Source organism: Shewanella sp. MF05956 (assembly GCF_059758055.1).
The window spans coordinates 78,490-101,453 of record NZ_JCAYNV010000010.1 but is presented as its reverse complement, the minus strand read 5'-3'; the positions used below and the strand labels follow the sequence as shown (position 1 = coordinate 101,453).

The following is a 22,964-nucleotide window of genomic DNA, read 5'->3' as shown; positions in this document are numbered from 1 at the left end:
CGGACGATACTCACTAATCACATAAATGTTTGTAACCGATTGATTATAAGCAACACTATAACAATAAAGCCCGTGTTTCTATCAGTTTAGCTTATATATCGAAAAGGTCGTGCGTAATGGTTAAGTAAATTGAGTGCTAAAGGCATAAATCTCATACAGAGGTGAGTATTAAGTCGCGATATTTCGTGACCTGGTTATACTGGTACCATGATTTGCAACAGATGTGGCGAAAATGGCTCATTCAGATACCGATTTAATCGTAACAGCTAACCATTTTTTACCTGAAAACACCTTATTGTTGAATGCCATGACTGAAGGCGTATACGGTTTTGACTTAGACGGAAATGCGGTATTTATTAACCCCGCCGCTGAGCAAATGACTGGCTGGAAAAATGAAGAGTTGATCGGCAAAAATATCCACGATTGTCATCATCACAGCCATGCTGATGGGACTCATTATCCACAGCACGATTGCCCCATTTATCGCACCTTGCATGACGCGATACCGCGGCAAGTTTCTGATGATGTTTTTTGGCGTAAAGACGGCAGCAGCTTTCCGGTGTATTACAGCTCAACGCCAGTTTATCATCAACACAAACTCGTGGGCGTTATCGCGATATTTCGTGATGTTAGTATGCAAAAACATACAGAACATTCCCTTAGGCAAGCGTTAGCGCAAGTGCAGGCATTGTCTGAACGCCTCGCATCAGAAAACCAATATTTACTGACTGAACTGCAAGGCCAACAAGGTGCGCTAGGGTTGTCAGGCAACAGCCAACCGATTAAACAATTAGTGCAACAGATTAACCTCGTGGCCAATACTGACAGTACCGTTTTGATTTGCGGTGAAAATGGCACAGGTAAAGAATTAGTTGCCCGTAGTTTGCATCGCTTGAGTCATCGAAAAGATCAACCCATGGTGAGCGTCAACTGTGCGGCTTTTTCCAGTGCATTATTAGAAAGCGAGCTGTTTGGTCATGAAAAAGGCGCATTTACCGGTGCAACAGCAAGACGTAAAGGTCGGTTTGAGTTAGCGCATAATGGCACATTATTTTTAGATGAAATTGCTGAGCTGAGTTTATCTGCCCAATCAAAGCTGTTACGCGTTATTCAAGAACACAGTTTTGAGCGGGTAGGCAGCAGCGACACCATTAGCGTAAACATCCGTTTAATTGCCGCGACTCACCATGATTTAGCTGCTCGAGTTGAGCAGGGTTTGTTTCGAATGGATTTATATTATCGCTTAAATGTATTTCCAATCACCGTACCGCCGCTACGAGATCGCCGTGAAGATATTCCACAATTGGTGAGCGATTTAGCTGCGTCATTGGGTAAAAAATTAGGCAAAAAAATCACTAAAGTCAGTACCAAAGGATTAAAAAACTTACAACAGTACAGCTGGCCCGGTAATGTACGAGAACTGCAAAACTTGATTGAGCGAGAAATTATTTTGTCGCCTAATGGCCAATTGTCATTTAATACCTTACCCGCAGTTGTGGCGTCACCGCTAGCAACCAGCACTTTAACGATGGCCCAAGCAGAAGCGGCTCACATTGTTGCGGTGTTAAATGCTACCCATTGGCGTATTTCAGGGCCTCAAGGCGCTGCAGCCATGCTCGATATGCCTGCTAGCACATTACGTTCGCGCATGAAAAAACTCGCCATCACACGCTAAGTGATTCACTTATTATCCAGCAACTATTTACATCTATCTCACTCATTATCTCAATAACGCGCTCTTTAAGTTTTACAGTGAGTCGCGATATATCGCCATTTACGCGTTATATCGTGACTCATTACGAACGAGGTTTATTTAAAAACAATTTAAATCATATGGTTATGTTTAATTTGTAGTTGGCGCAGTCTTTGCTATAGCAAGGCAGTATCGTGTTATAGGAAACCAGTTATGCCCAACTCATCAAATCACACCGCGCCAGTGGCCGAGCCGAGTGCCAACATCCGCACGTCGCAACGTATTCCGGTGGTTCAAATTGCCACGCCGTCGACTAAAATTCATGTGCGTGAGCAAAAGGGAATATTTCAACGATTACGTCAGTACAGTAGTACCCTATTAATCGCGGTATTTTTTCTGCTGCCATTTATTAATTACCAGGGGCGCCAAGCGATTCTGTTTGATGTTACTGAGCAACAATTCTTTTTCTTTAATCTCACCTTATGGCCACAAGACTTTACCGTATTAGCATGGTTTTTTATGGCGGCCGCCTTTGCGCTGTTTTTTGTGACCGTGTATTGGGGCCGAGTATGGTGCGGTTTTTTGTGTCCGCAAACCGCTTGGACATTTATTTACATGTGGGTTGAAGCAAAAGTTGAGGGTAACCATCATCACCGGGCAGCGTTAGACAAAGCGCCGTGGTCGTTAAGTAAATTGCGTAAGCGTGTCACTAAGCATGCGCTGTGGATAGTATTTGCGTTGCTTACGGGCTGCGGATTTATCAGTTATTTTATGCCTGCGCGCGAACTGTACATTGATATTTTTAGCGCAAGCAGTGGTTTTTGGACCGGTACGTGGGTGTGGTTTTTTGCGCTTTGCACTTATTTAAATGCCGGCTGGATGCGTGAAATGATGTGCTTGCATTGTTGTCCGTATTCACGTTTTCAGGCGGTGATGTTTGATGCAAATACCAAAACGGTAAGTTACGATGCTGCGCGTGGCGAGTCTAGAGGGCCGCGTAAACGCTCACAAAAAACAGATTTAGGTGACTGTGTTGACTGCAATTTATGCGTTGATGTTTGTCCAACAGGCATTGATATTCGTAACGGCTTACAATACGAATGCATTAACTGTGGGGCCTGTGTTGATGCGTGCAATCAAACCATGGACAAATTTGGTTATGCACCCAATTTAATCAGCTTTACTAGCGAAAACGTGTTGAAAGGCCAACCCAAAGCCAGTTTGTTTTCGTTAAAAGCTTTAGGGTATGCCAGTGCTTTACTGATTATGATTGGGTTAATTATTATCGATTTAAGTCAATTGAGCGATATTCAGCTTAATGTGATTCGCGACCGTCAAACCTTGTACCGTGAAGTGGGTATCGATACTGTCGAAAACAGTTATCAACTTAAAATTCGCAATAAAACCCAGCAAGCTGCGGTGTATAAGATTACGGTGCTCAGTGATAAAGCGCCAACGTTTACCATAGTGACCGATACCGTGGTGCAGATAAAACCCGGTGAGCAATTAGATTACCCCATTACGGTTAGCGCTCGTCGCAATGAGCGAATCGATGATGCGAGTCAGCAAACACTGCAATTTAGTGTGAGCCAAGTTTACAGTGCGGTAAATCCAACACCAGTAGAGCCTGAAAATCACGTGGCGCAGCAATCACGCTTTTTTTGGCCGTAATCACCAAGTCATCAATGTACAACTAACACCATAACAAAAAGGCTTCTCACATTGATTAAATGGGAGAAGCCTTTTTTGTTTAATGGCCGCAATTTTATTGTCACTATTTACTGTGTTGAATATCTATTGCTACCACAATGCATCACTTCGAGTATGTATTAACGCTGATGTAGTGCGTAATCGCTACCGTCTTTAGCGGTAAATACCTTGCAGTTGCCTTCAGTAGGCTGGCAGCTAGTGTGTAATAAGCTGATCCACTGCTTGTAAGGTGTTGGTAAGTTTTTAATTGGCATAGACACCTGAATATCTTCAATATTAGCGTCGTCACTAGCACCTAGCTTACCTAGGCGGTCAAAACAAATTTCAACATGGGTATCGTTGTTTTTTAATACCACAGAAGTCGGTTCATTTTTGTGACCCGTTAACGCCACAAATTGACATGGATTTTGTAAGCCACACTGGGTGCCATCTTTTAAGAAAGCCAGTAAGTGATTGTAGTAAACCACATAACTAGACACATCTTGATGTGAGCCATCGGCTAATGGGAATTGCGCATCCAAAAATTCTTTTGCATTTGTGCTGCGGTCATTTTGGTTAGTGGTCGCCACAAATTGCTCACCAATGAAGCGGTTAAGGTTTTGGGTGGCTGTAGAGCTTGCTTGAGTAGACATATTCATCGCCTTATTCCTCTTCGTATTGTTGTAGGTCACAGAACCATTTTAATTATTGTTTATCATTAAGCCTTGTTCGCAGCTTGATTTTTAGTCTATGCTATTTTTACAAACAATTTCACAATAAAAATTTTACAGTGTGAATTATACAAAATGAGAAATGAAAAAAGCTTAATGCGAAAGACCCATTTTTTGGGCACAAAGATAAGAAACTTGCGTAAACGCAACAACTTAACAATGGAAGACTTGTCGGCACGTTGTGTACGTGTTGACTCGAGCAATTCGCCATCTGTGTCATATTTGTCGATGATTGAACGCGGAAAACGGGTTCCGAGTGCAGATATGTTGGCGGTGATTGCGGTTGTTTTCCAAAAAGAAGTGGGTTGGTTTCTCGATGACGTGCCCGAAGATGAAGCTATTACGCCCGAAAAAGGTAACAAAGGTGGCATCAGTGGCATGCCTCTGGAGCCAAGTTTTTTATTTTCGAATGACATTCTGCAAATTGCCATTCCTGAAATGCTGTCGCAAACCGGCACCAGTGGCCGTCAATTTGCCCATTTGCTGATCCGCGCACACCAGGAGCATCATCAAAATCACTTTCCAGATTTAGAACGTGCCGCCGAAGAAGTGGGCTTAAAACGCATGCCGTTGGCCACCGAAGATATTATCGATATCGCCAAAGGTATGGGGTTAAAAATCAAGTGGATTGACCGGGCTCCGAAAGAAGTCATCAATGAAATGGGGTTGAGTTCTAAGCAATTAGTTACCTCTTTTTTTGAACCGCCAGGCACTATTTATATCAGTAACGTGTTGAAAAACAGACCCAGTAGATTGAGGTATGATTTGGCGGTGCACATCGGCCATTGCGTGTTGCACAATAAAGACGGCTTAAAGAGTGTGATGATGTCGGGCCGCCGTGATGACTTTGATGATGCACTTGTGCCTCAGTCAAATACCTTAAACGCGCAAGATATTTTGCACGCGTGGCGTGATTTTGAATCAAGCTTTTTTGCCGGCGCGTTACTGTGCCCTAAAGTGCCGTATCGACAATTACTTGACCGTCACGGCTATGAAATTAGCGTGCATAAACAATTGCAGGTTTCTGCCTCAGTGGCCATGCGCCGCATGACTGTGGTATCGCCTTACCCGCACTGGCATTACTTTGATGCTTATGCACCAGGTAAGCTTAAAGCGGTGTATCGAGGCAATGGTATTCCACTGCCTTGGGGCAATATGCGCCTAGTGGAAGATCCGTGTCAGCACTGGGCTGTATTTAGAATGATCAGCGAACCGGTTGAAGGCACATCGGCGCAAATATCGATTTTAAATGTTGGCAATGAACCGCGAATTTACTGTTGTGAGTCGGTCAAGGTCGATGACTCAGCGGGTAACCCGCATGTGTTATGTGCCGGTATCGATTTAAATCCAGCAATTGAGGCGCAAGGCAAAGACGCGCAATCTATTGCCAACGATTTAAAACAAGCTTGCGCTGGTAACGGTGGCTCAATTGTTATTCCTCAACACATTAAAAAAGACCTCACCAGCGTGGCGAAAATCCTCAATATTAATTGGATTGAACGCGGGATTAAAAGCGAAGCGCGCTTAATTTGCTCTCGTGGCGCAGTATGTCCTCGCCAACCAAGCTGTTATGCCGCAGGGCGTAATTTGTGTGAAGATAATTAGCGGTTAACCAATATGCATAAGCCGTCTAGCGCAAAGGCGGCTTATGGCATGTTAATGACCTGTTGTGACAAGTGCTGTTACGATTAACCGATAATGGCACAGGGTCTTTTTTCAAAGCGTTTATTGAGATAACGACTAAGCAGCATAAAATATTATCACCCAATGCTTCATGAGTTGGACTGTGTTCCAAAATCGATGTTCCGTAACAAATCCCCCTAAAAGTCCTACCTACAATTGATTAGTCGATATCCGCCGATATTTTCATCAAACATTATTATTAGTTCCCATTTTGGAATTGATTCCAACGATATGATGAAGCGTCAATAATATAAAAAGGGGTGATAACCTATGAGCAATATAGATCTATTAGGGCGCCGTAAGTTTATTGCAGGTCTAGGTATTGCTGCTGGTGCAGCGATGGTAGCACCAGCAATGGCAGTGTCTGAAAAGGCTGACGGTGTTAAATGGGACAAAGAAGTCGAAATCGTTATTATTGGTTCTGGCTTTGCAGGTTTAGCAGCGGCAATTGAAGCGACTAAACATGGTGCAAAAGACGTCCATATATTTGAAAAGATGTCCTACTTTGGTGGTAACTCGGCGATTAACGGTGGCTTATTTGCAGCGCCTGGTACGCCAATGCAAAAGAAAGAAGGTGTTGAAGATTCGGTAGACCGAATGGTTAATGACCAATTGGCTTCAGGCCGTGGTATTGCCGATGAAGCTTTGTTGCGCCACGTTGCATCGCATGCAGTTGAAGCGTTACAAATGACCTTAGATGCGGGTTCTGAATACCATCCTTACTTACAACAGTTAGGTGGTCACTCGGTTGCACGTACTTACCAAACGTCAGTAAGCTGTGGCGCAGGTATCACTCAACCATTGTACAAAGAGTGTAAACGTATTGGTGTAAACACTCACAATCGTTCTAAATTCGAAGGCTTTTTAGTCGGCCAAAAGGGTGAAGTTGTCGGCGTTAAAATGCGTCAAAATTATCATTTCGGTGAAGACCAGCCAGGTAAAGTCTTAAATATTCGCGCCAAAAAAGGTGTGATTATGGCGACTGGTGGCTTTGCGCAAAACGTTAATCTACGTATGGCGCAAGACCCAACCCTAACGGCAGATGTTGGTTGTACCAACGCCCCAGGTGCAACAGGCGAGGGCATGTTCGAAATGTTCCGTTTAGGTGCTATTCCTGTGCATTTAGCTCATATTCAATCAGGTCCTTGGGCTTCTCCTGATGAAGGTGGCTTTGGTTATGTGTCTAACTATTCCATTTTCAACATGCCTCATTCAATTGCGGTTAGCCGTACCACCGGTAAGCGTTTTATGAATGAAATTGCCGACCGTAAAATCCGTGCTGATGCTGAATTAAGTAACCGTGATGAGAAAGGTAATCCTGTACCGCCGATTTTGATCTCCAGCTTTAAAGATTCTAAAGCCCATCCAAATACCGAAAAAGTCATTAAGTACAATGTCGGTTGGAAATTTGAATCTGTAGAAGAGTTGGCTAAACACTTCAGCGTGCCACTCAAAGCGTTAAAAGAGCAGATCGCAGAATATAACGGCTATGTTAATAGCGGTGTAGATAAGCAATTTGGTAAAGATATGACCTTGGCTAAAAACAAGATTATTGAAGCACCATTTACGGTTGTGCGTTTATGGCCAAAAGTACATTACTGCCAGGGTGGCGTAAAAGTGAATACTAAAGCCGAAGTCACAGATAGCTTGACTGATCAGTCTATTCCAGGACTTTATGCCGCTGGCGAAGTGTGTGGTGGTATTCATGGCGTTAGCCGTTTAGGCAGTTGTTCTATCCCAGAATGTATGGTGATGGGTATGACAGCCGCTCGCAGCATCATGAAAGTTTAATTAGACCAGTGAACAAGAGGAATCATTAATGAAAAACTTTAATATTATACTTGGGCTGGTACTACTTGGATTAACCAGTTTATCAGTACAGTCAGCAGAGATCCGTGACTACCATAAAGAGGTTATCGGTAAAGACTGTAAAGCCTGTCATGACAATGGCATTAAGCAGTTTCCATCGGATCAAGCCTGTTTGCAGTGTCATGATGTTGATGAGTTAGCTAAGAAAACCGCCAGAAGTGAAGAAGACAAGTGGCAAAATCCACATAACAACCTTCACTATGGTAAAGATGTTCCTTGCCAAGAGTGTCATAGCGAACATAAAACAAAAGAGCCATTATGCAGTAACTGTCATACGTTTAAGTTTGATAAGCATAAAGGGTAAGTTAATTTAATCTTTATTAGCATTTAAAGCCGCATATTAATATGCGGCTTTATTTTTAATGCTAATTTATATTTATTATTTTAACGGTAGTCTTTATCTTGCTAAATAACTAAATAACTAAATAACTAAATAACTAAATAACTAAATAACTAAATAACTAAATAACTAACTAGATTTAATTGATCTTAGAGGTATGTGAGTTACTTGTTATTAATATGTACTAAGTTGGTTTTTGGAATTAATTCCACGAGTAAAATCCATTTCAATTACTAATAATAAAATGAGGTGGATGGTATGAAGTATAATATATTACTAGTGGCGATGTTGTTGTCTAGTTCTAGTATGGCAAATGAGTTACCTGCATTTTTAGATGCTAACGATATTAATGATGCAGAGTTTACTTGTTTAGGCGCCGAGCAAACTTATTCTAAAACTGATCAACAATATGTCGATATTCTGTGGAATGAAACACTGCAATATTTACAGTCTTACGCTGTAGCATTAACCAATAGTGAAAATGGTCCATGCTTAAATTCAGATCAAGCGATGTATGATTCTACCGAAGGTGGTAAGAATATGTGCATCATGGATCGCCGCGACATGAAGCTTCTTGTTAAAAACATTTACCAGGTGATTAATAATCCAAACAAAGCGAAAAAGTGTTTTGGTGCTCGCGAAGATGTAGATTGGATTTACAGTCCAGGTGGAGAGCTAGCGCAAAAGTCCCCCGTTGCCAAATGGCTTAAACGCACCACATTCGATACCTTCTTTGACACCAAAGTCACCAATAAAGATGTCCGTAAACTCGGTAAAGAATTTACCAAAAACTTTACCAAAATGGTTACGGGTAACGAAATTAAAATGCCTTCAGCATTTCCTACCGACATCAGTGCTAACACCTTACCTAACTTATGGGCTGCAGCGGGTTGGTTCCCAATGTATGCCGAAGAAAGTAAACGTAATGATAAAAATTACAACAATATACGTGGTGGTTATGCTTACGCCGAAATCTTTGGCCATTGGGGATTACTGCGCATTGACGAAATTAATAATCAAAAAGTGGGTGCCGAAATTGGCATGACAGTTCAGTCGGTAGATACGCTTTACCCTTATCATAACCATGCAATATCTGAAATTTATTACAATATGCGAGTACCTGCATGTGCTAATGAATTTAAAAGCTTTGCTGTTCGTGAAGACTCACCATTACTCACCACCGTAAAGCAAGACGACACAATGCGACAAGTACAGTTTGATGCTGGTCAACATAATGGCCACACTATGTGGCTTTCTGGCAGTGCAGATATGGATCCACTGATGTATTTTCATCAAAACACCATTCACGCATTTGAGGTAGATGGTAGCTGTGAAGCAAAACCTGAAGAGCGTGCAATTGTATCCGTTTGGGCCAGAAGTAATGCCGACGACAAACGTAATGACTACGGTACAACATTACTGTGTGAGTCAGCTAAAAATCCTGGTACTCCCGCACATAAAGATGAAGTTATTCAATGTGATTTAACCAAAATGAAATGGTAACGATCGTTTATATACATTAATACTAACAATTAAATTGGAATATATATAATGAAATTATTTAAACTTTCTTTATTATCAACTTTGGTGTCACTGTGTTTTGTTGCAAACTATTCAGTCGCACAAGATACTGATGATGGCATAAATGTATCAGGCACATTAAGAGCTAATTATTCATATAAAGAATACAGTGAAAGCGCTAAAGATAAGTCGGGAGACTTAACATTTGAAATGGCATCAATTAAATTTAATGGTAAATTAGATGATTGGGGTTTAGCATCTGAATATCGTTTTTATGATGGCTGGGAAACATTACGATATGGTTATGCTTTTTATGACTACTCGCCAGAATGGCAAATTCAACTTGGTATCAATCAGGTCCCTTTTGGTAATCCTGGGTTCATCTCAAATAGTTTTTGGTTTGGCGTACCGTATTATTTAGGTTTTGAAGACGATTACGATGCGGGTATTAAAACCGTTTATTCGAGTAATGGATGGGGGACTGAATTAGCGTTTTATAAAAATGCTGAATATGGTGCCAGTCGCAATGAACGTTATTCAACCGATTTGTATACTGGAACGGTTAACGGCACTGAATATTATAACGAAGAAACTAATCAGTTAAATGCTCGTCAAACCTACACAATGGAATACGAAGGCGGAAAAACCGTACTCGGTGGCTCGATTGAAGTGGGACAAATTTACAATAGCAACACTGGTAATAATGGCGATCGCTATGCAATTGCTCTGCATGTAGACAGTAGTTATAACGGTTGGAACTTACAACTTCAGGCAATGCAGTATGAGTATGATGCAGCTGACTCACTTGATGAGAATAAAATTGCCGTATCGGCTTACGCCTGGCAGTACGAGATTGCCTCAAAAGCTCAGGCCTACAGTGTCAACATAGCAAAAACGTTTACCACTAGCTGGGGCAGTGTAAAAGTATATAATGACTTTGGACTTGTGACACCAGACGTAGACAGTGACGATTACGACAATAGCTATCAAAATGTCACAGGTGTGGCGTTATCGTCAGGGCCGACATATACCATGATAGATTTTATCACGGGCAAAAATATGTATGCTTCGACATTAGACAACGGTCACGTTGGTCTTCCTGAGATTGGTGACAGCTGGGATTATCGTATCAATGTTAACTTTGGGTACTATTTTTAAGCGTTAACTATTTGTCTTCCATTAAATGCCAATCATTTGATTGGCATTTTTATTGTAATTTCGAGGCCATTTTTTAACGATATACTGCTTAATAATTCTGCTGATAACTGCCTCTGCTTTATTTCCACTCAGTAAATTGATCCACGTCTATATTCGTAAAATAGCAAAAGAGTAGTATCACAATCTCTAAAGCAGTTATCCCTGCTATACCGTCAAATACTCAGGAATTAACAAGTTCACACTATGATGATACTAGAAATAATAATTGTGCTCGGGGCCATTTACCTCGGTGCGAGAATGGGCAGCATAGGGATAGGCTTTGCTGGTGGCGTAGGCGTGTTAATTCTCACTGTGGGTTTAGGCTTAACGCCTGGCGCGATCCCTATCGACGTGATGTTGATTATTATGTCGGTCATTACTGCTATTGCTGCAATGCAAGAAGCGGGTGGAATGGATTATTTGGTGTCGATAGCTGAGAAATTACTGCGAAAACACCCAAAGCATATTACCTTTTTAGCGCCAATAGTGACCTATTTGATGACATTATTTGCTGGGACTGGCCATACGGCTTTTTCGACCTTACCGGTTATCGCTGAGGTGGCTAAAGAGCAGGGTATTCGTCCTTCTCGACCATTATCTATCGCCGTTGTTGCCTCACAAGTGGCTATTACGGCATCGCCTATTTCTGCTGCAGTGGTATTTTTCTCGGGGATTTTAGAGCCTTTTGGCGTGGATTATTTAGTGCTGTTAGCCGTGTGTATTCCCTCTACCTTCATTGCCTGTTTAGTGGGCGCCGCAGTCGCGTCGTTATTGGGTAAACCATTGCAAGAAGATGCTATTTATCAACAACGTTTAGCCGACGGATTAGTGAAGGTTCGTGGCGAAACTCAAGCCACATTATTACCTGGCGCTAAGCGGTCTGTTGCCATTTTTTTAGTGGCGATTGTTGCGGTGATGTCTTATGCCACCGCAATATCTGACAAAGTCGGTTTAATTACGCATCCAGTGCTGTCGCGCGATGTGGCGATTATGTTGTTTATGCTATCTGCTGCGGCGGCAATTACGTGGTTTTGCCGCTTAGATGCCAGCAAAATTTCTAATGCGTCGACGTTTAAGTCTGGCATGTCAGCGTGTATTTGTGTACTTGGGGTAGCATGGTTGGGTGATACTTTTGTATCTAATCATATTGATGAAATTAAAGATATCGCAGGCACTTTACTTCAAAACCAGCCCTGGTTGTTGTCGGTAGCGTTATTTTTTGCCTCTATGTTGTTGTATTCTCAAGGGGCGACAACAAAAGCATTAATGCCCGCAGCGCTGGCGATTGGCGTGAGTCCGTTAACGGCTATTGCATCGTTTGCTGCGGTGAGCGCCTTGTTTGTATTACCCACTTACCCAACATTATTAGCGGCAGTTGAAATGGACGACACGGGTTCAACGCGGATTGGTAAGGCGGTGTTTAACCACCCGTTTCTTATTCCTGGAGTCGTCACCATTGCCATGAGTGTGTTGTTGGCATTTTTGTTTGGTAGCATGATTTTATAGGCAATATTAAGGTGCTTTCTAGCAAGCTCAAAGAGGGCGTCATGGTGAGTATGTGATTGGGTATAACCCTATCGGTAAGCCAGATGACCTACCGTGAGTAATCACCTAGATAGCAGCGATAGGCTCGTCGAGTTGATAGCCTTTGTGTTCAACGTTGGCCTTAATTAAATCTATTAACTGTTTTGTCGCGTGGGTTTGAGTATTAGGGTTGAGATAGATCGACTCATTAAACAGCGGCAGTGGTGGTAAGCCATGTTTTAGTGGGTCTAACACCTGCATTTTATCGTTAATTCTAAATTCGGCTACCGGTGCAATCACTAAATCATTCTCGACGGCCATGCACAATGCTTGTGGTGATGGGGTAGACAGTAGCACTCTGATAGGACGCATAGATAATTGGTGATTAGCGAATACTTGTGCTCGAATAGGACAGTTTTCTGGGTATAAGCCTACAGGAATCGTTTTGTTTTTATGGGCATTACCGTTAGCCGCAGCAACCCATTTAAAACGGCGGGTAAATAATAGTTCGCCATTAACGGGTAATTGCCAATGCGTGGCAACAATCACGTCAAACTCACCTTGATGTAACCGCTTGTATAAATTACCGCTGACGTCGGTGTCGATGACTAATTCAATACAGGTGAATTCACGAATAAACTCTAATAAACAGCTGTTTAAATAGCATTTTATAAAGTCGGTTGGTACACCAAGGCGGATAACTTCACGATTATTGCACTCTTTTAATTCATCGAGAGCTTGTGAGTTTAGCTGGATCATTTTATAGGCGTAACTAAGTAAGGTTTCACCAGACTCGGTCAAGGTGACACCTTTGTTGTCTCTAATCAGCAACGTTTGGCCGACACTTTCTTCAAGCTTTTTAACTTGTAAGCTCAGTGTAGATTGGGTTCGGCAAATTTTATCTGCAGCTTTTGATAAGTTGCCACACTCAGCAACCGCGATAAAACTCTCTAATAATTCAATCTTTAACATAGGCCATTGAATAAGTTCATAGTGGTATCAGTATTACTCAATTTGCCATATCTAAAAAGCTTGCTATGGTGTAAATGTGAGATGTTAACGTTTTATTTATACTAAATATGATGGAGTACAAATGAGCAGCTGGGAAGAGCGCGGAAACTATTTGATTGAGGTGTCACAGCGTTGTTTAAAAGGTCACAAGACCTTTGATTTGTGCCGTTCACATTTAGTTGAGGCCAGCCAGATATCGAAAGGCACCATCTATAATCATTTTACCTCAGAAGCTGACCTCATTGTGGCGGTGGCCTGTGCCGATTATCGTCATTGGTTAGCGCAAGCAGAGCAAGACACTTTGCAATATAGTGACCCTTATTTACGCTATATATTCCATCATTGTCAGCGCTTGTATCACATCTTGTCTGAGCAATCGTTTGTTATCGCCAGAGTCATCCCTAATGAAGCCGTTATATCTCATGCCAGCGATTATTATCGTGAGCGTTTTGAACGTGTGAGCTCGCAATATAAGCAATGGAACGCGCAAACCTTAACTGAAATTGGTGAAGTTGGCGGATTTAATCGTGGTGAGTTACTGTGCGATTATTTACGCGGCGCGATGATTAACAGTGATGATGCACAAAAGCATCCAAATGATGCCGAAATGTACTATCAGTTTAGTTTTGCCATGACCCAATTAATGGGCCACTCACATAAACGCCCTCCCGGGATTAAAGTGTTTTTGCAATGGTTAGCGGACAAAGAAGCATAAAAAACCATGAAAGCGCTAAGCTATTCATGGTTTTTATTATTGAGACTGTATTGATTTCGGAAGACTGTAATTAATATTTAACTACTAACTATCAAATACTTACCTCAAAATACTTATCTCATGGTAACAAATTCTTCAGCGCCAGTAGGGTGAATTGCCACTACTGAGTCAAAGTCTGCTTTAGTTGCGCCCATTTTCATTGCCACGCCAAAGCCCTGAAGTATTTCGTCCATACCAAAACCGATACCGTGAATACCGACAACCACTTCATTATCACCTGCACACACCAGCTTCATTTTACACGCCTGGCGATGCGCTGTAACAGCGGAATACATTGAGGTAAAAGTAGAGGTGTAAACCTTGATATTGTCTTGGCCATACTGCTCAGCGGCTTCTGGCTCAGTTAGACCCATGGTACCGATAGGTGGATGACTAAATACTACGGTTGGAATTAAGCTGTAATCCATTTTGGCATCTGGCATGTTGCCAAATAAGCGCTCTGACAACAAACGACCCGCTTTAACGGCAACTGGGGTTAATTCAACACCACCCGCCATAATGTCGCCAACACAATAAATACCTTTAGCGGTGGTATTTTGTTGATCGTCAGTAATCACATAGCCTTTAGCATCTAACTTAACATCGGTATTTTCTAAGCCGATATTACCCGTTGACGGTGAACGGCCAATGGCCCAAATTAGGCAATCAATTGTTAAGCATTCACCGTTTTCAAGCGCTAGGGTTAAGCTGCCATCAGCATTTTTGTTAACCGACTTTGGCACGCTGTGAGTGTGCAATGTTGGGCCATCGGTGGCCATCGCTTCAACTAATGCGTCCATTAAAATAGGGTCAAAGTTACGCAGTGGCGCATGCTTACGTACCAATAAATGGGTTTCGCTGCCCAAGGCATGCAATACGCCTGCTACTTCAACAGCAATATAACCCGCGCCAACCACAGCAACGCGTTTTGGTTGCTCGCGCAGGGCGAAGAAACCGTCTGAATCAATACCGTATTCTGCACCCGGGATGTCTGGAATAGTCGGCGCGCCGCCAGTGGCAACAGTAATATGGTCAGCGGTGTAGTGCTCGCCATTGACTTCAATGGTGTTGTTATTAACAAAGCGACCATAGCCATTTAATAAGGTCACTTTATTATTCGCAAAACCACGACCGTAAGAATCATGGATGCGGCTAATATAAGCTTCACGATTGTTAACCAGAGTGTTCCAATCAAATTTATTGACAGTGACATCAAAGCCATAGTCTTTAGCGTACAGATTTAAGGCTTCGGCGACATGTGCGCCATACCACATGACTTTTTTAGGAACACAACCCACGTTAACGCAAGTGCCGCCAACGTGTTTTGCTTCAATGATAAGAACTTTTGCGCCACGCATTGCTGCACGGTTTGCTGAGGCGATACCGCCACTGCCTGCGCCAAGCGCGATATAGTCAAAATGTTGAGCCATGATGATCTCCACTACGATTAATGGCCCCATTGTAGGGGGGATTGTGTTTGCAATCTAGTCGTTTACTTATTGTGTTAGCGCAACGCATTAACGCTTATGCTGACATGCACCACGGTCAACGTTACCTGGGCCGCTGGTTGCACACTTAAGGCAAGCCCATTCGTCCTCTCTAATATCGATTTCATCTTGATAATGACTAAATTGACTGTGTTGGGTTTGGCGCTGCTTTTTTTGTAAGTGCGTTATGCGGTTATTTAACCAACGACAGCTAGGGTCGTCGACCATGCTTGGCCGCGTTTGACTTGATGAAAAATGAGATGGTTGATTGGCATCGATGTGTTGTTGCAAACTCGGTTTGAGGTAAATATCGTCAGCGCGATACTCTAACGCTGAACTCGTTTCAGAGGGTAATGTGATGCGATTACCTTGATGATCAATCGCTGATTGTGGTGGTAAATCATTGACGTTGTCATTACTAAGCTCAGTGGTATTTTTAGACGGTTGTTTATTTAACTGATTGAGCTCAGCGGCAACGGCTACCGAGGAAGCCCATAAAGAGGGTATCAACAATACGCCACATATAGCAGCGTATTGAACTTGGCGGGTTAGCATGTGCATTCCTTGCGCGATTAAATATTAACCACTCAGTGTAGTCGCACAATGATAAAACGCGAGTCTGCTAAAAGCCCAAACTGATAAATACACCCGCATAAGTTTCGTTTAAGCTGCCTTGTTGGCCGTCAATCCGGGCTTGTTGTTTAATGTCTTCTAAGGCAATGCTGTGGCTAATATGGGCGGCAATCGCAAGATTCTCACTAAATTGATGCTCTGCTTCTAGGCCAAATTGCACATGGTTGGCACCGTCGTGGTCTTCGCTACTGTAGCCAAAATCAAATCCTTGCAATACATAAGGTGTTAGCGTGAGTTGTGGGTTGATTTCCCAAGGACTGTGTACGCTCAGGGTAACAAAGTAACCAGACGCTTCAGTGGCATAAGTATAGTTGACGGCGGGGACCAACCAATCAATGCCGCTGTAGGTGATTGAACTAAAAAATTCATTGTCGGATGCGCGATCATCACCATAAAATTCCAGGCGTTGGTAGCCTATCGTGGCGTCAATGTCATCGTGTAGAGATACGCTGTATTCTAACCCAACATTCCATTCGGTGTAATGTACCTGGTCTGCTCGGCCAACCACAGCAAAGACCACCATGTCATTATGTTCAACGCTTGCAACAGCCCAGGCAATGCCGCCTTTATCTAGGTTGTCGCGACCCTCAGTAATGTAATGGTTCTCCCAGCCCACATCTAAGCCAAAGCTAGGTTGAGTATCAGCGAGGGCTAATGCAGGTGTTGACAGTGCTAAGCTAATTACCGCAAGTACCGGTAAAAAAACAGCAGTAACACCATGTTTACAACTAACAGTACAGAAAGCAAAGGTCATGTGTTGGCCCAAGGTTATGGTGCAGAGTGATGGTACATAGATGTGTTCGTAATGAGTATGGTATCTGTTTAATGTATAAATTAAATGATAATCAGTCTCGTTTGAGACCTAGTAAACAATAATAAAATTGTAAATTAAGTGTAAATTAAAACTGTGGAAGCAGTCACTTTATTTGTATGAATAATACGCTAGAGCCAACTCAGCAGATCAATCGTTAATTCATTCATCGCGATAATAGATCTTGAAAACGCAGCAAATTGACCCAATATATGTAGCAATTGACCCTATATAAGTCGTCACACGAATTATTTCGAGGAATCTTTATGAGCAATCCATTGCTAAATAGCGCAGCGTTACCCGAGTTTTCTAAAATCAAACCAGAACACATTCAGCCTGCGGTTGAGCAAGCCATTGCCAAATGTCGTGAAACCATTGATGTTTTACTGGCTAAAAATAGCCTATATACCTGGGACAACCTGATTGCCCCCCTTGAAGAAGTGGACGACGAATTAAGTAAAGCGTGGTCACCGGTATCGCACATGAATTCGGTTGTCAGCAGCGATGCATTGCGTGATGCCCATGATGCGTGTTTACCATTATTGTCTGATTACGGTACCTATGTTGGCCAGCATCAGGGGTTGTATGAGGCGTATAAATCAATTCATCAATCAGCTGGTTTTGCCGAGTTAACTCAAGCGCAGAAAAAAGTTATTGAACAAAGCTTACTCGATTTTGAATTGTCGGGCATTGGCTTAGATGATGGTCAAAAAGCGCGTTATGGCGAGATTGTTAAGCGTCTATCTGAGTTAACTAGCAACTTCTCTAACCAGTTACTCGATGCCACCGAAGCCTGGACCAAGTTGATTACCGACGAGGCTGATCTAGCGGGTTTACCTGAGTCGGCAGTGGCCGCTGCTAAAGCAATGGCTGAAGCCAAAGAGTTAAAGGGTTGGTTGTTTACCCTTGATTTCCCCTCTTATTTACCGGTGATGACCTACAGCGAAAACCGTGAGCTGCGTGAAGAATGCTACCGTGCATTTGTCACCCGCGCCTCAGATCAAGGTCCAAATGCTGGCGAATTTGATAACACTAATAACATGAACGAAATCGTGGCATTACGTCATGAGTTAGCCAATCTACTCGGTTTTTCCAGCTATGCAGATAAATCACTTGCCACCAAAATGGCAGAGTCACCAGAGCAGGTGTTGGGCTTTTTAAATGAATTAGGTCAGCGCTCAAAAGGCCAGGCGGCAACAGAATTAGCTGAACTACGTGCCTTTGCTAAAGAGCACTATGATGTCAGCGAAATGGCCTCATGGGACTTAAGTTTTTATGCCGAAAAACTGCAGCAACACAAATATGAAGTGTCGCAAGAAATTTTACGTCCGTACTTCCCAGAAGACAAAGTATTATCAGGACTATTCTTTACCGTTAACAAGCTATTTGGCTTAACGATTAACGAACAAAAAGGCGTTGATACCTGGCACAAAGACGTGCGTTTTTTTGATATTTTTGATGCTGATAACGTACATCGCGGCAGCTTCTATTTAGATTTATATGCCCGCAGCGGTAAGCGCGGCGGCGCATGGATGGACGATTGTCGTGGCCGTCGTATTACCTCTATCGGTCTGCAAAAACCAGTGGCTTACTTAACCTGTAACTTTAATGGCCCAGTAGACGGCAAGCCGGCGTTATTTACTCACGACGAAGTTACTACATTATTCCACGAGTTTGGCCACGGTATTCACCACATGCTAACAAAAGTCGATGTTGGCGGCGTATCGGGCATTAACGGTGTGCCTTGGGATGCCGTAGAGTTACCAAGTCAATTTATGGAAAACTGGTGCTGGCAAGAAGAAGCCCTAGCGGAAATCTCTGGCCACTACGAAACTGGCGAGCCATTACCAAAAGCATTGCTCGACAAAATGTTAGCCGCAAAGAACTTCCAGTCAGGCATGATGATGGTGCGCCAGCTTGAGTTCTCGTTGTTCGACTTTAGAATGCACCATGAGTTTGACCCAGCAAAAGGCGTCGATATCCAAGGTATTTTAGATGAAGTGCGCAGCCAAATAGCGGTATTAACCCCACCAAGCTTTAACCGCTTTCAACACGGTTTTGCCCACATTTTTGCCGGTGGATATGCTGCAGGTTATTACAGCTATAAATGGGCTGAAGTGTTATCGGCTGATGCGTTCTCACGTTTTGAAGACGAAGGCATCTTTAACCCAGAAACCGGTAAAAGCTTCTTAAATAACATTCTTGAAATGGGCGGAAGTGAAGAGCCAATGGAGCTGTTTAAACGCTTTATGGGCCGCGAACCCAACACAGATGCATTACTGCGTCACAGTGGTATTGCCGCGTAAATCATTAATGTAAACACTTTAAAAACCGACATTGATTGTCGGTTTTTTTATGCCTGCGATTTGAAACACTGCGGTCATTTGGGTTGATATAAAAATAAAGTTATCGTTTATCGATAATTTGTTGTCGAATAAAAATAACTATGCTAACGTTTAATTAACATTAGCCAACCTAGAATCATCATGGATAGAATTGTTTCACTCAGTAAATGGATTAAATTACTCATCGTTTTTTTAGCCTTATTACAAGCCAGTAGCTATTGCGGCACCATGGTGTTCGGCGAGTTTCAAGCGGGCGAATATGTACTCACAATTGACTGGTGGGGCTGGTTTAGCAGTTACCTTGCCGTTGATTTTGGTAGCCCCTGGCAGGCTCTTGCGCAAAGCCTATATGATGCTGGCTTCCATCCTGGGTTAATTCTGGGCGGTGTTGAAATACTGCCTTACCTGTTTATTTATTATTTTTTATATCAGTTATTCACTTTGTATCAACAGGGCCAGGTGTTCACCCCAGGTAATTTTCGCTGTTTAAGCAACATTGCTTTGGTCTTTTTAGCGTGGATTTTACTCAGCCTTTTCTACCCGATGATCATCGCTTTTTCACTGCACTTTAGCGGTACATCCAGTGCGGTCCCTGTTTATTTTAGCTTGGGCAGCCAGGAGCTAAAGTATGCGCTGTTTGGAATGATTTTTTATTGTGTGGCCTGGGTGATGAAGCACGCGACAGAGCTGCAAGAAGAGGCGGAGTTAACCATTTAATGGCCATTATTATTGAGCTAGACGTGATGCTGGCAAAGCGCAAAATGAAGTCAACTGAGCTAGCAGAATTGGTGGGTATTACACCGCAAAATTTATCGGTATTACGCAGCGGCCGCGCTAAAGCGATTCGGTTTTCAACACTCGACGCCATTTGCCAGCATTTACAGTGCTCGCCAGGTGACATTTTAATCCACAAGGAAGATGAATAATTAAGGACAATAATATGCAAAATACAGTAAAAAAAATGGTCACGGTGGCAATGATTAGCACGACAATGCTCATTATCTCTGGCTGTACGGTGCGCTTAAGTGAAGAGAGTTTTATTGCCAATGATAAAGAGCCCGTGGCCTTTAGCGCTGAGTTCACTCAAGCATTACGACAAGCCATGCCGAATCATCTAATCACCCAACTGAGCCTAGAGGCAAGTGATCACGTTAAGCTGAATGGTTTTTTTATTGATAATCCTGCAAGCAACACAACCCTAGTGTTTTATCAGGGTAATGGCATGAAAATTCAGCCACATTGTTTGGCCGATTTAACGGCATTATCAGCGCTTAACACTGATATTTTAATCATGGATCGCCGTGGTATTGGCGCTAGTGAAGGTAAGCCGCGGATTAACAATATTATCTTGGATGCCCAGCAACAATTAGACTATGTACAGCAACAATACCAACCCGAAAAAATCATATTGCATGGTTACTCGTTAGGCAGTTTTATTGCCGCAGAATTAGCCAGAAATAATAAAATCGATGCATTGGTTTTACACGGTTCGGCCACCAATGCCGACGATTGGGTCGATGAGAAAACACCCTGGTACATGGCACCGTTTATGAGCCTAGAAATGCCCCAAGACTTTCGTAATATCGATAATCAAAAAGTGGTTACCAATGATTACCAAGGCCCATTATTGGTGATTGCCGGAGAGGATGATGAAGAAGTTCCGCCAGCACTTGCTGAAAAACTGTTTGCTGCGAGCAAGTCTGCTAATAAGCAGTTCATTATGGTCCCTAATATCGGCCATCAAGGCATGCTAGAAGAGGCAACTACAATGCCGCAGTATCAAGCCTTTATTGCCGGGCTTTGATTGAGCGGAAAATCGATACAAAAAGAGGCGCAATGCGCCTCTTGTTTTGGATAGTCGTTGTTACGCTTTGAGTAACAACTTACGCTAACTTTAAATCATACTGGTTGCGGTACATCACCATGTCTTCGATGGTGAGAACAGGCATATTGTGCTTTAAACCAAACGCGACGATTTCTGGCGTTTTCGCCATGCTGCCATCTTCGTTGGTGAGTTCACATAATACACCTGCTGGCATTAAACCGGCCATTTGCATTAAATCAACCGTACCTTCGGTATGACCGCGACGAGACATCACCCCGCCAGCGCGAGCGCGTAGCGGAAATACGTGTCCAGGATGGGCTAAGTCTGATGCTTTAGCATTACGGTTTGCCGCCGTTTTTATGGTGGTAACACGGTCTTGTGCTGAAACGCCTGTAGTCACACCCACTTTCGCTTCAATGGAGATGGTAAAAGCGGTTTGATTGGCGCTATTGTTATTAATAACCATCGGTGGCAATTCAAGCTTATTAGCATGCTCGTCGGTTAAACATAAACACACAATGCCGCTGCATTCGCGGATCATCAATGCCATTTGGGCTGTGGTTAAATGCTCAACTGAATAAATAATATCGCCTTCGTTTTCGCGATCTTCATCATCGAGTAGTAATACTCCGCGGCCTTCTCTAAGCGCAGCAAGGGCATTTTCGACACGGGTGATTGGTTCGCCAAATTCGGCAAGTAGTGATAACTGATTCATGGTTGTACTCCTAAAATGACCAGAATCAGGGCTTGTAAAGAGGGATATAAATCCAAAACAAATTGCATCAAAAAGCCGTGGGCTGATTGATGTATCTCTATTCTCTCTCATCCGGACTATAACCGTCGGCTCTGGACTGTTAGACATTACCTTTAAGCAATACTAAGTCACCAGATCTGCTGACCTCGACGAATCGAGCGCTCGCGGGCTTACTTTTTCAAGTTTACCGCCGGTGGGGAATTGCGCCCCGCCCTGAGAATTATAAACAATGTTGTTTGCGTTTAGCATTTGTCGATAACGATAAATGCTGTTGTTCATCTTGTCAGTGTCTTAACAACACCAACAAGTTAACACCGCATTGCTATGGTAATCAGTTAAGCCTGAGATGAAAAGGGGGATGAGTCGCAAAAAGAGTAACAAATTACGGTACGCTGTTGAGTTTGTGTTGATGATTGAGTGTTAAATAAGTCAAAGTCAGCAAAGCTCCTTGCTCGCTGGTATGACCTTTGTTAGCCTGTCGCGCTAACAATAGGAGTAGTGGTAAATGAATCTGTATTTTCGTTTTGCGTTATTGTTTTTATGGCGAATTGGCCATTGCAAACGTATTGATTTTTTAGGCACCAGTAAAATTAACTATCGTGTTTTGCCGTTAGATTGCGACATCAATATGCATTTAACCAACTCGCGCTATCCTGCTTTTATGGATTTAGCGCGTACTTATTTGATTGCTGAAATTGGTTTAATGAAGCAATTTTTAAAGAATAAATGGCTACCCATAGTCAATGCTGCAGAGTTTACTTATATTCGCGATATTAAACCGTTTGAAAAGTTTACCATTGAAACCAAAATTGTCGGTTGGGATGAAAAATACTTTTATATTGAGCATCGTATCGTGACAGCCCGTGGTTTACATTGTATTGCGCATGTTCGCGGGGTGTTTGTATGCCGTGGTAAGCAAGTGCCTATCGAAACCTTAATTACGGCAGCGGGTTATACCGGTGGTACGCCTGAATTGCCGGCTGAAGTGGTAAAATGGAAACAGTTTTTACAACTCAAAAAAGAGTGTAATACATAACTATCATTGATTTTTAGTATATTTAGATCAATCAATCTGACTCTGTCGTATTAGCAGTTTT

General features: G+C 42.7%; 20 protein-coding genes and 1 riboswitch. Of the genes, 14 read left to right on the top strand and 6 right to left on the bottom strand.

Going from position 1 to position 22,964, the window contains the following annotated elements; all coding sequences use genetic code 11:
- Positions 1-232: 232 nt before the first annotated feature.
- Entirely contained in the window at positions 233-1,675 is a 1,443-nt protein-coding gene (locus AC19MX_RS12550; RefSeq protein WP_432402329.1) for a sigma-54 interaction domain-containing protein, read from the top strand.
- 231 nt (positions 1,676-1,906) lie between these two features.
- The gene (ccoG, locus tag AC19MX_RS12545) at positions 1,907-3,364 is read left to right on the top strand and encodes a cytochrome c oxidase accessory protein CcoG (RefSeq protein WP_498298438.1); all 1,458 of its coding nucleotides are present in this window, start codon (positions 1,907-1,909) and stop codon (positions 3,362-3,364) included.
- 158 nt (positions 3,365-3,522) lie between these two features.
- Here the strand turns inward: ccoG and AC19MX_RS12540 are convergent, their stop codons facing one another.
- On the bottom strand, positions 3,523-4,041 hold the full coding sequence (locus AC19MX_RS12540; protein ID WP_432402333.1) for an aldolase/citrate lyase/malate synthase family protein: 519 nt from the start codon (positions 4,039-4,041) through the stop codon (positions 3,523-3,525).
- Positions 4,042-4,188: 147 nt separating this feature from the next.
- Here AC19MX_RS12540 and AC19MX_RS12535 point away from each other — a divergent pair, with 147 nt between their 5' ends.
- The 6 genes from AC19MX_RS12535 to AC19MX_RS12510 all read left to right on the top strand — a co-directional run bounded on the left by AC19MX_RS12535 (position 4,189) and on the right by AC19MX_RS12510 (position 12,229).
- Positions 4,189-5,718: a DUF3612 domain-containing protein gene (locus tag AC19MX_RS12535; RefSeq protein WP_498298436.1), complete on the top strand. Its 1,530-nt coding sequence runs from the start codon at positions 4,189-4,191 to the stop codon at positions 5,716-5,718.
- A 348-nt stretch (positions 5,719-6,066) separates the two neighbouring features.
- Positions 6,067-7,587 carry an acrylate reductase flavoprotein subunit ArdA gene (gene ardA / locus AC19MX_RS12530; protein ID WP_498298434.1) on the top strand — a complete coding sequence of 507 codons (1,521 nt, stop codon included), beginning with the start codon at positions 6,067-6,069 and terminating at the stop codon, positions 7,585-7,587.
- A gap of 28 nt (positions 7,588-7,615) precedes the next feature.
- Positions 7,616-7,969: an acrylate reductase cytochrome subunit ArdB gene (gene ardB / locus AC19MX_RS12525; RefSeq protein ID WP_498298432.1), complete on the top strand. Its 354-nt coding sequence runs from the start codon at positions 7,616-7,618 to the stop codon at positions 7,967-7,969.
- A gap of 294 nt (positions 7,970-8,263) precedes the next feature.
- Positions 8,264-9,508, top strand: a complete 1,245-nt coding sequence (gene dddY / locus AC19MX_RS12520; RefSeq protein WP_432402341.1) for a dimethylsulfoniopropionate lyase DddY — start codon at positions 8,264-8,266, stop codon at positions 9,506-9,508.
- A gap of 48 nt (positions 9,509-9,556) precedes the next feature.
- Positions 9,557-10,684, top strand: coding sequence for a hypothetical protein (locus AC19MX_RS12515; RefSeq protein WP_498298431.1), 1,128 nt, complete (start codon positions 9,557-9,559; stop codon positions 10,682-10,684).
- Between the two features lie 243 nt (positions 10,685-10,927).
- The gene (locus AC19MX_RS12510; RefSeq protein WP_498298429.1) at positions 10,928-12,229 is read left to right on the top strand and encodes an anaerobic C4-dicarboxylate transporter; all 1,302 of its coding nucleotides are present in this window, start codon (positions 10,928-10,930) and stop codon (positions 12,227-12,229) included.
- Positions 12,230-12,334: 105 nt separating this feature from the next.
- On the opposite strand, the gene AC19MX_RS12505 is transcribed toward AC19MX_RS12510, so the two are convergent.
- A complete protein-coding gene (locus tag AC19MX_RS12505) occupies positions 12,335-13,219 on the bottom strand; it encodes a LysR family transcriptional regulator (protein ID WP_498298428.1) in 885 nt (294 codons plus the stop codon).
- A gap of 121 nt (positions 13,220-13,340) precedes the next feature.
- On the opposite strand from AC19MX_RS12505, the gene AC19MX_RS12500 reads away from it, so the two are divergent.
- Positions 13,341-13,973, top strand: a complete 633-nt coding sequence (locus AC19MX_RS12500) for a TetR/AcrR family transcriptional regulator (protein WP_498298427.1) — start codon at positions 13,341-13,343, stop codon at positions 13,971-13,973.
- A gap of 113 nt (positions 13,974-14,086) precedes the next feature.
- Here the strand turns inward: AC19MX_RS12500 and gorA are convergent, their stop codons facing one another.
- The 3 genes from gorA to AC19MX_RS12485 all read right to left on the bottom strand — a co-directional run bounded on the left by gorA (position 14,087) and on the right by AC19MX_RS12485 (position 16,886).
- Positions 14,087-15,442, bottom strand: a complete 1,356-nt coding sequence (gorA, locus tag AC19MX_RS12495; protein ID WP_498298425.1) for a glutathione-disulfide reductase — start codon at positions 15,440-15,442, stop codon at positions 14,087-14,089.
- 87 nt (positions 15,443-15,529) lie between these two features.
- Positions 15,530-16,054: a hypothetical protein gene (locus tag AC19MX_RS12490; protein ID WP_498298423.1), complete on the bottom strand. Its 525-nt coding sequence runs from the start codon at positions 16,052-16,054 to the stop codon at positions 15,530-15,532.
- Positions 16,055-16,121: 67 nt separating this feature from the next.
- Positions 16,122-16,886, bottom strand: coding sequence for a hypothetical protein (locus tag AC19MX_RS12485; protein WP_498298421.1), 765 nt, complete (start codon positions 16,884-16,886; stop codon positions 16,122-16,124).
- A 323-nt stretch (positions 16,887-17,209) separates the two neighbouring features.
- On the opposite strand from AC19MX_RS12485, the gene prlC reads away from it, so the two are divergent.
- The 4 genes from prlC (at position 17,210) to AC19MX_RS12465 (ending at position 21,092) form a co-directional block, all read left to right on the top strand.
- A complete protein-coding gene (prlC, locus tag AC19MX_RS12480) occupies positions 17,210-19,249 on the top strand; it encodes an oligopeptidase A (protein ID WP_498298419.1) in 2,040 nt (679 codons plus the stop codon).
- Positions 19,250-19,429: 180 nt separating this feature from the next.
- The gene (locus tag AC19MX_RS12475; RefSeq protein WP_498298417.1) at positions 19,430-20,005 is read left to right on the top strand and encodes a DUF2975 domain-containing protein; all 576 of its coding nucleotides are present in this window, start codon (positions 19,430-19,432) and stop codon (positions 20,003-20,005) included.
- On the top strand, positions 20,005-20,214 hold the full coding sequence (locus tag AC19MX_RS12470) for a helix-turn-helix domain-containing protein (protein ID WP_432402361.1): 210 nt from the start codon (positions 20,005-20,007) through the stop codon (positions 20,212-20,214). The genes AC19MX_RS12475 and AC19MX_RS12470 overlap by 1 nt, the downstream gene beginning before the upstream one ends.
- Before the next feature lie 14 nt (positions 20,215-20,228).
- Positions 20,229-21,092, top strand: a complete 864-nt coding sequence (locus AC19MX_RS12465; protein ID WP_498298415.1) for an alpha/beta hydrolase family protein — start codon at positions 20,229-20,231, stop codon at positions 21,090-21,092.
- A gap of 79 nt (positions 21,093-21,171) precedes the next feature.
- On the opposite strand, the gene ribB is transcribed toward AC19MX_RS12465, so the two are convergent.
- Complete coding sequence (gene ribB / locus AC19MX_RS12460; RefSeq protein ID WP_498298414.1) at positions 21,172-21,828, bottom strand: 3,4-dihydroxy-2-butanone-4-phosphate synthase; 657 nt, start codon at positions 21,826-21,828, stop codon at positions 21,172-21,174.
- A gap of 95 nt (positions 21,829-21,923) precedes the next feature.
- Positions 21,924-22,092: riboswitch (FMN riboswitch) on the bottom strand.
- 280 nt (positions 22,093-22,372) lie between these two features.
- Between ribB and AC19MX_RS12455 the strand changes: the two genes are divergently transcribed.
- Entirely contained in the window at positions 22,373-22,903 is a 531-nt protein-coding gene (locus AC19MX_RS12455; protein ID WP_498298412.1) for a thioesterase family protein, read from the top strand.
- Positions 22,904-22,964 lie beyond the last annotated feature (61 nt).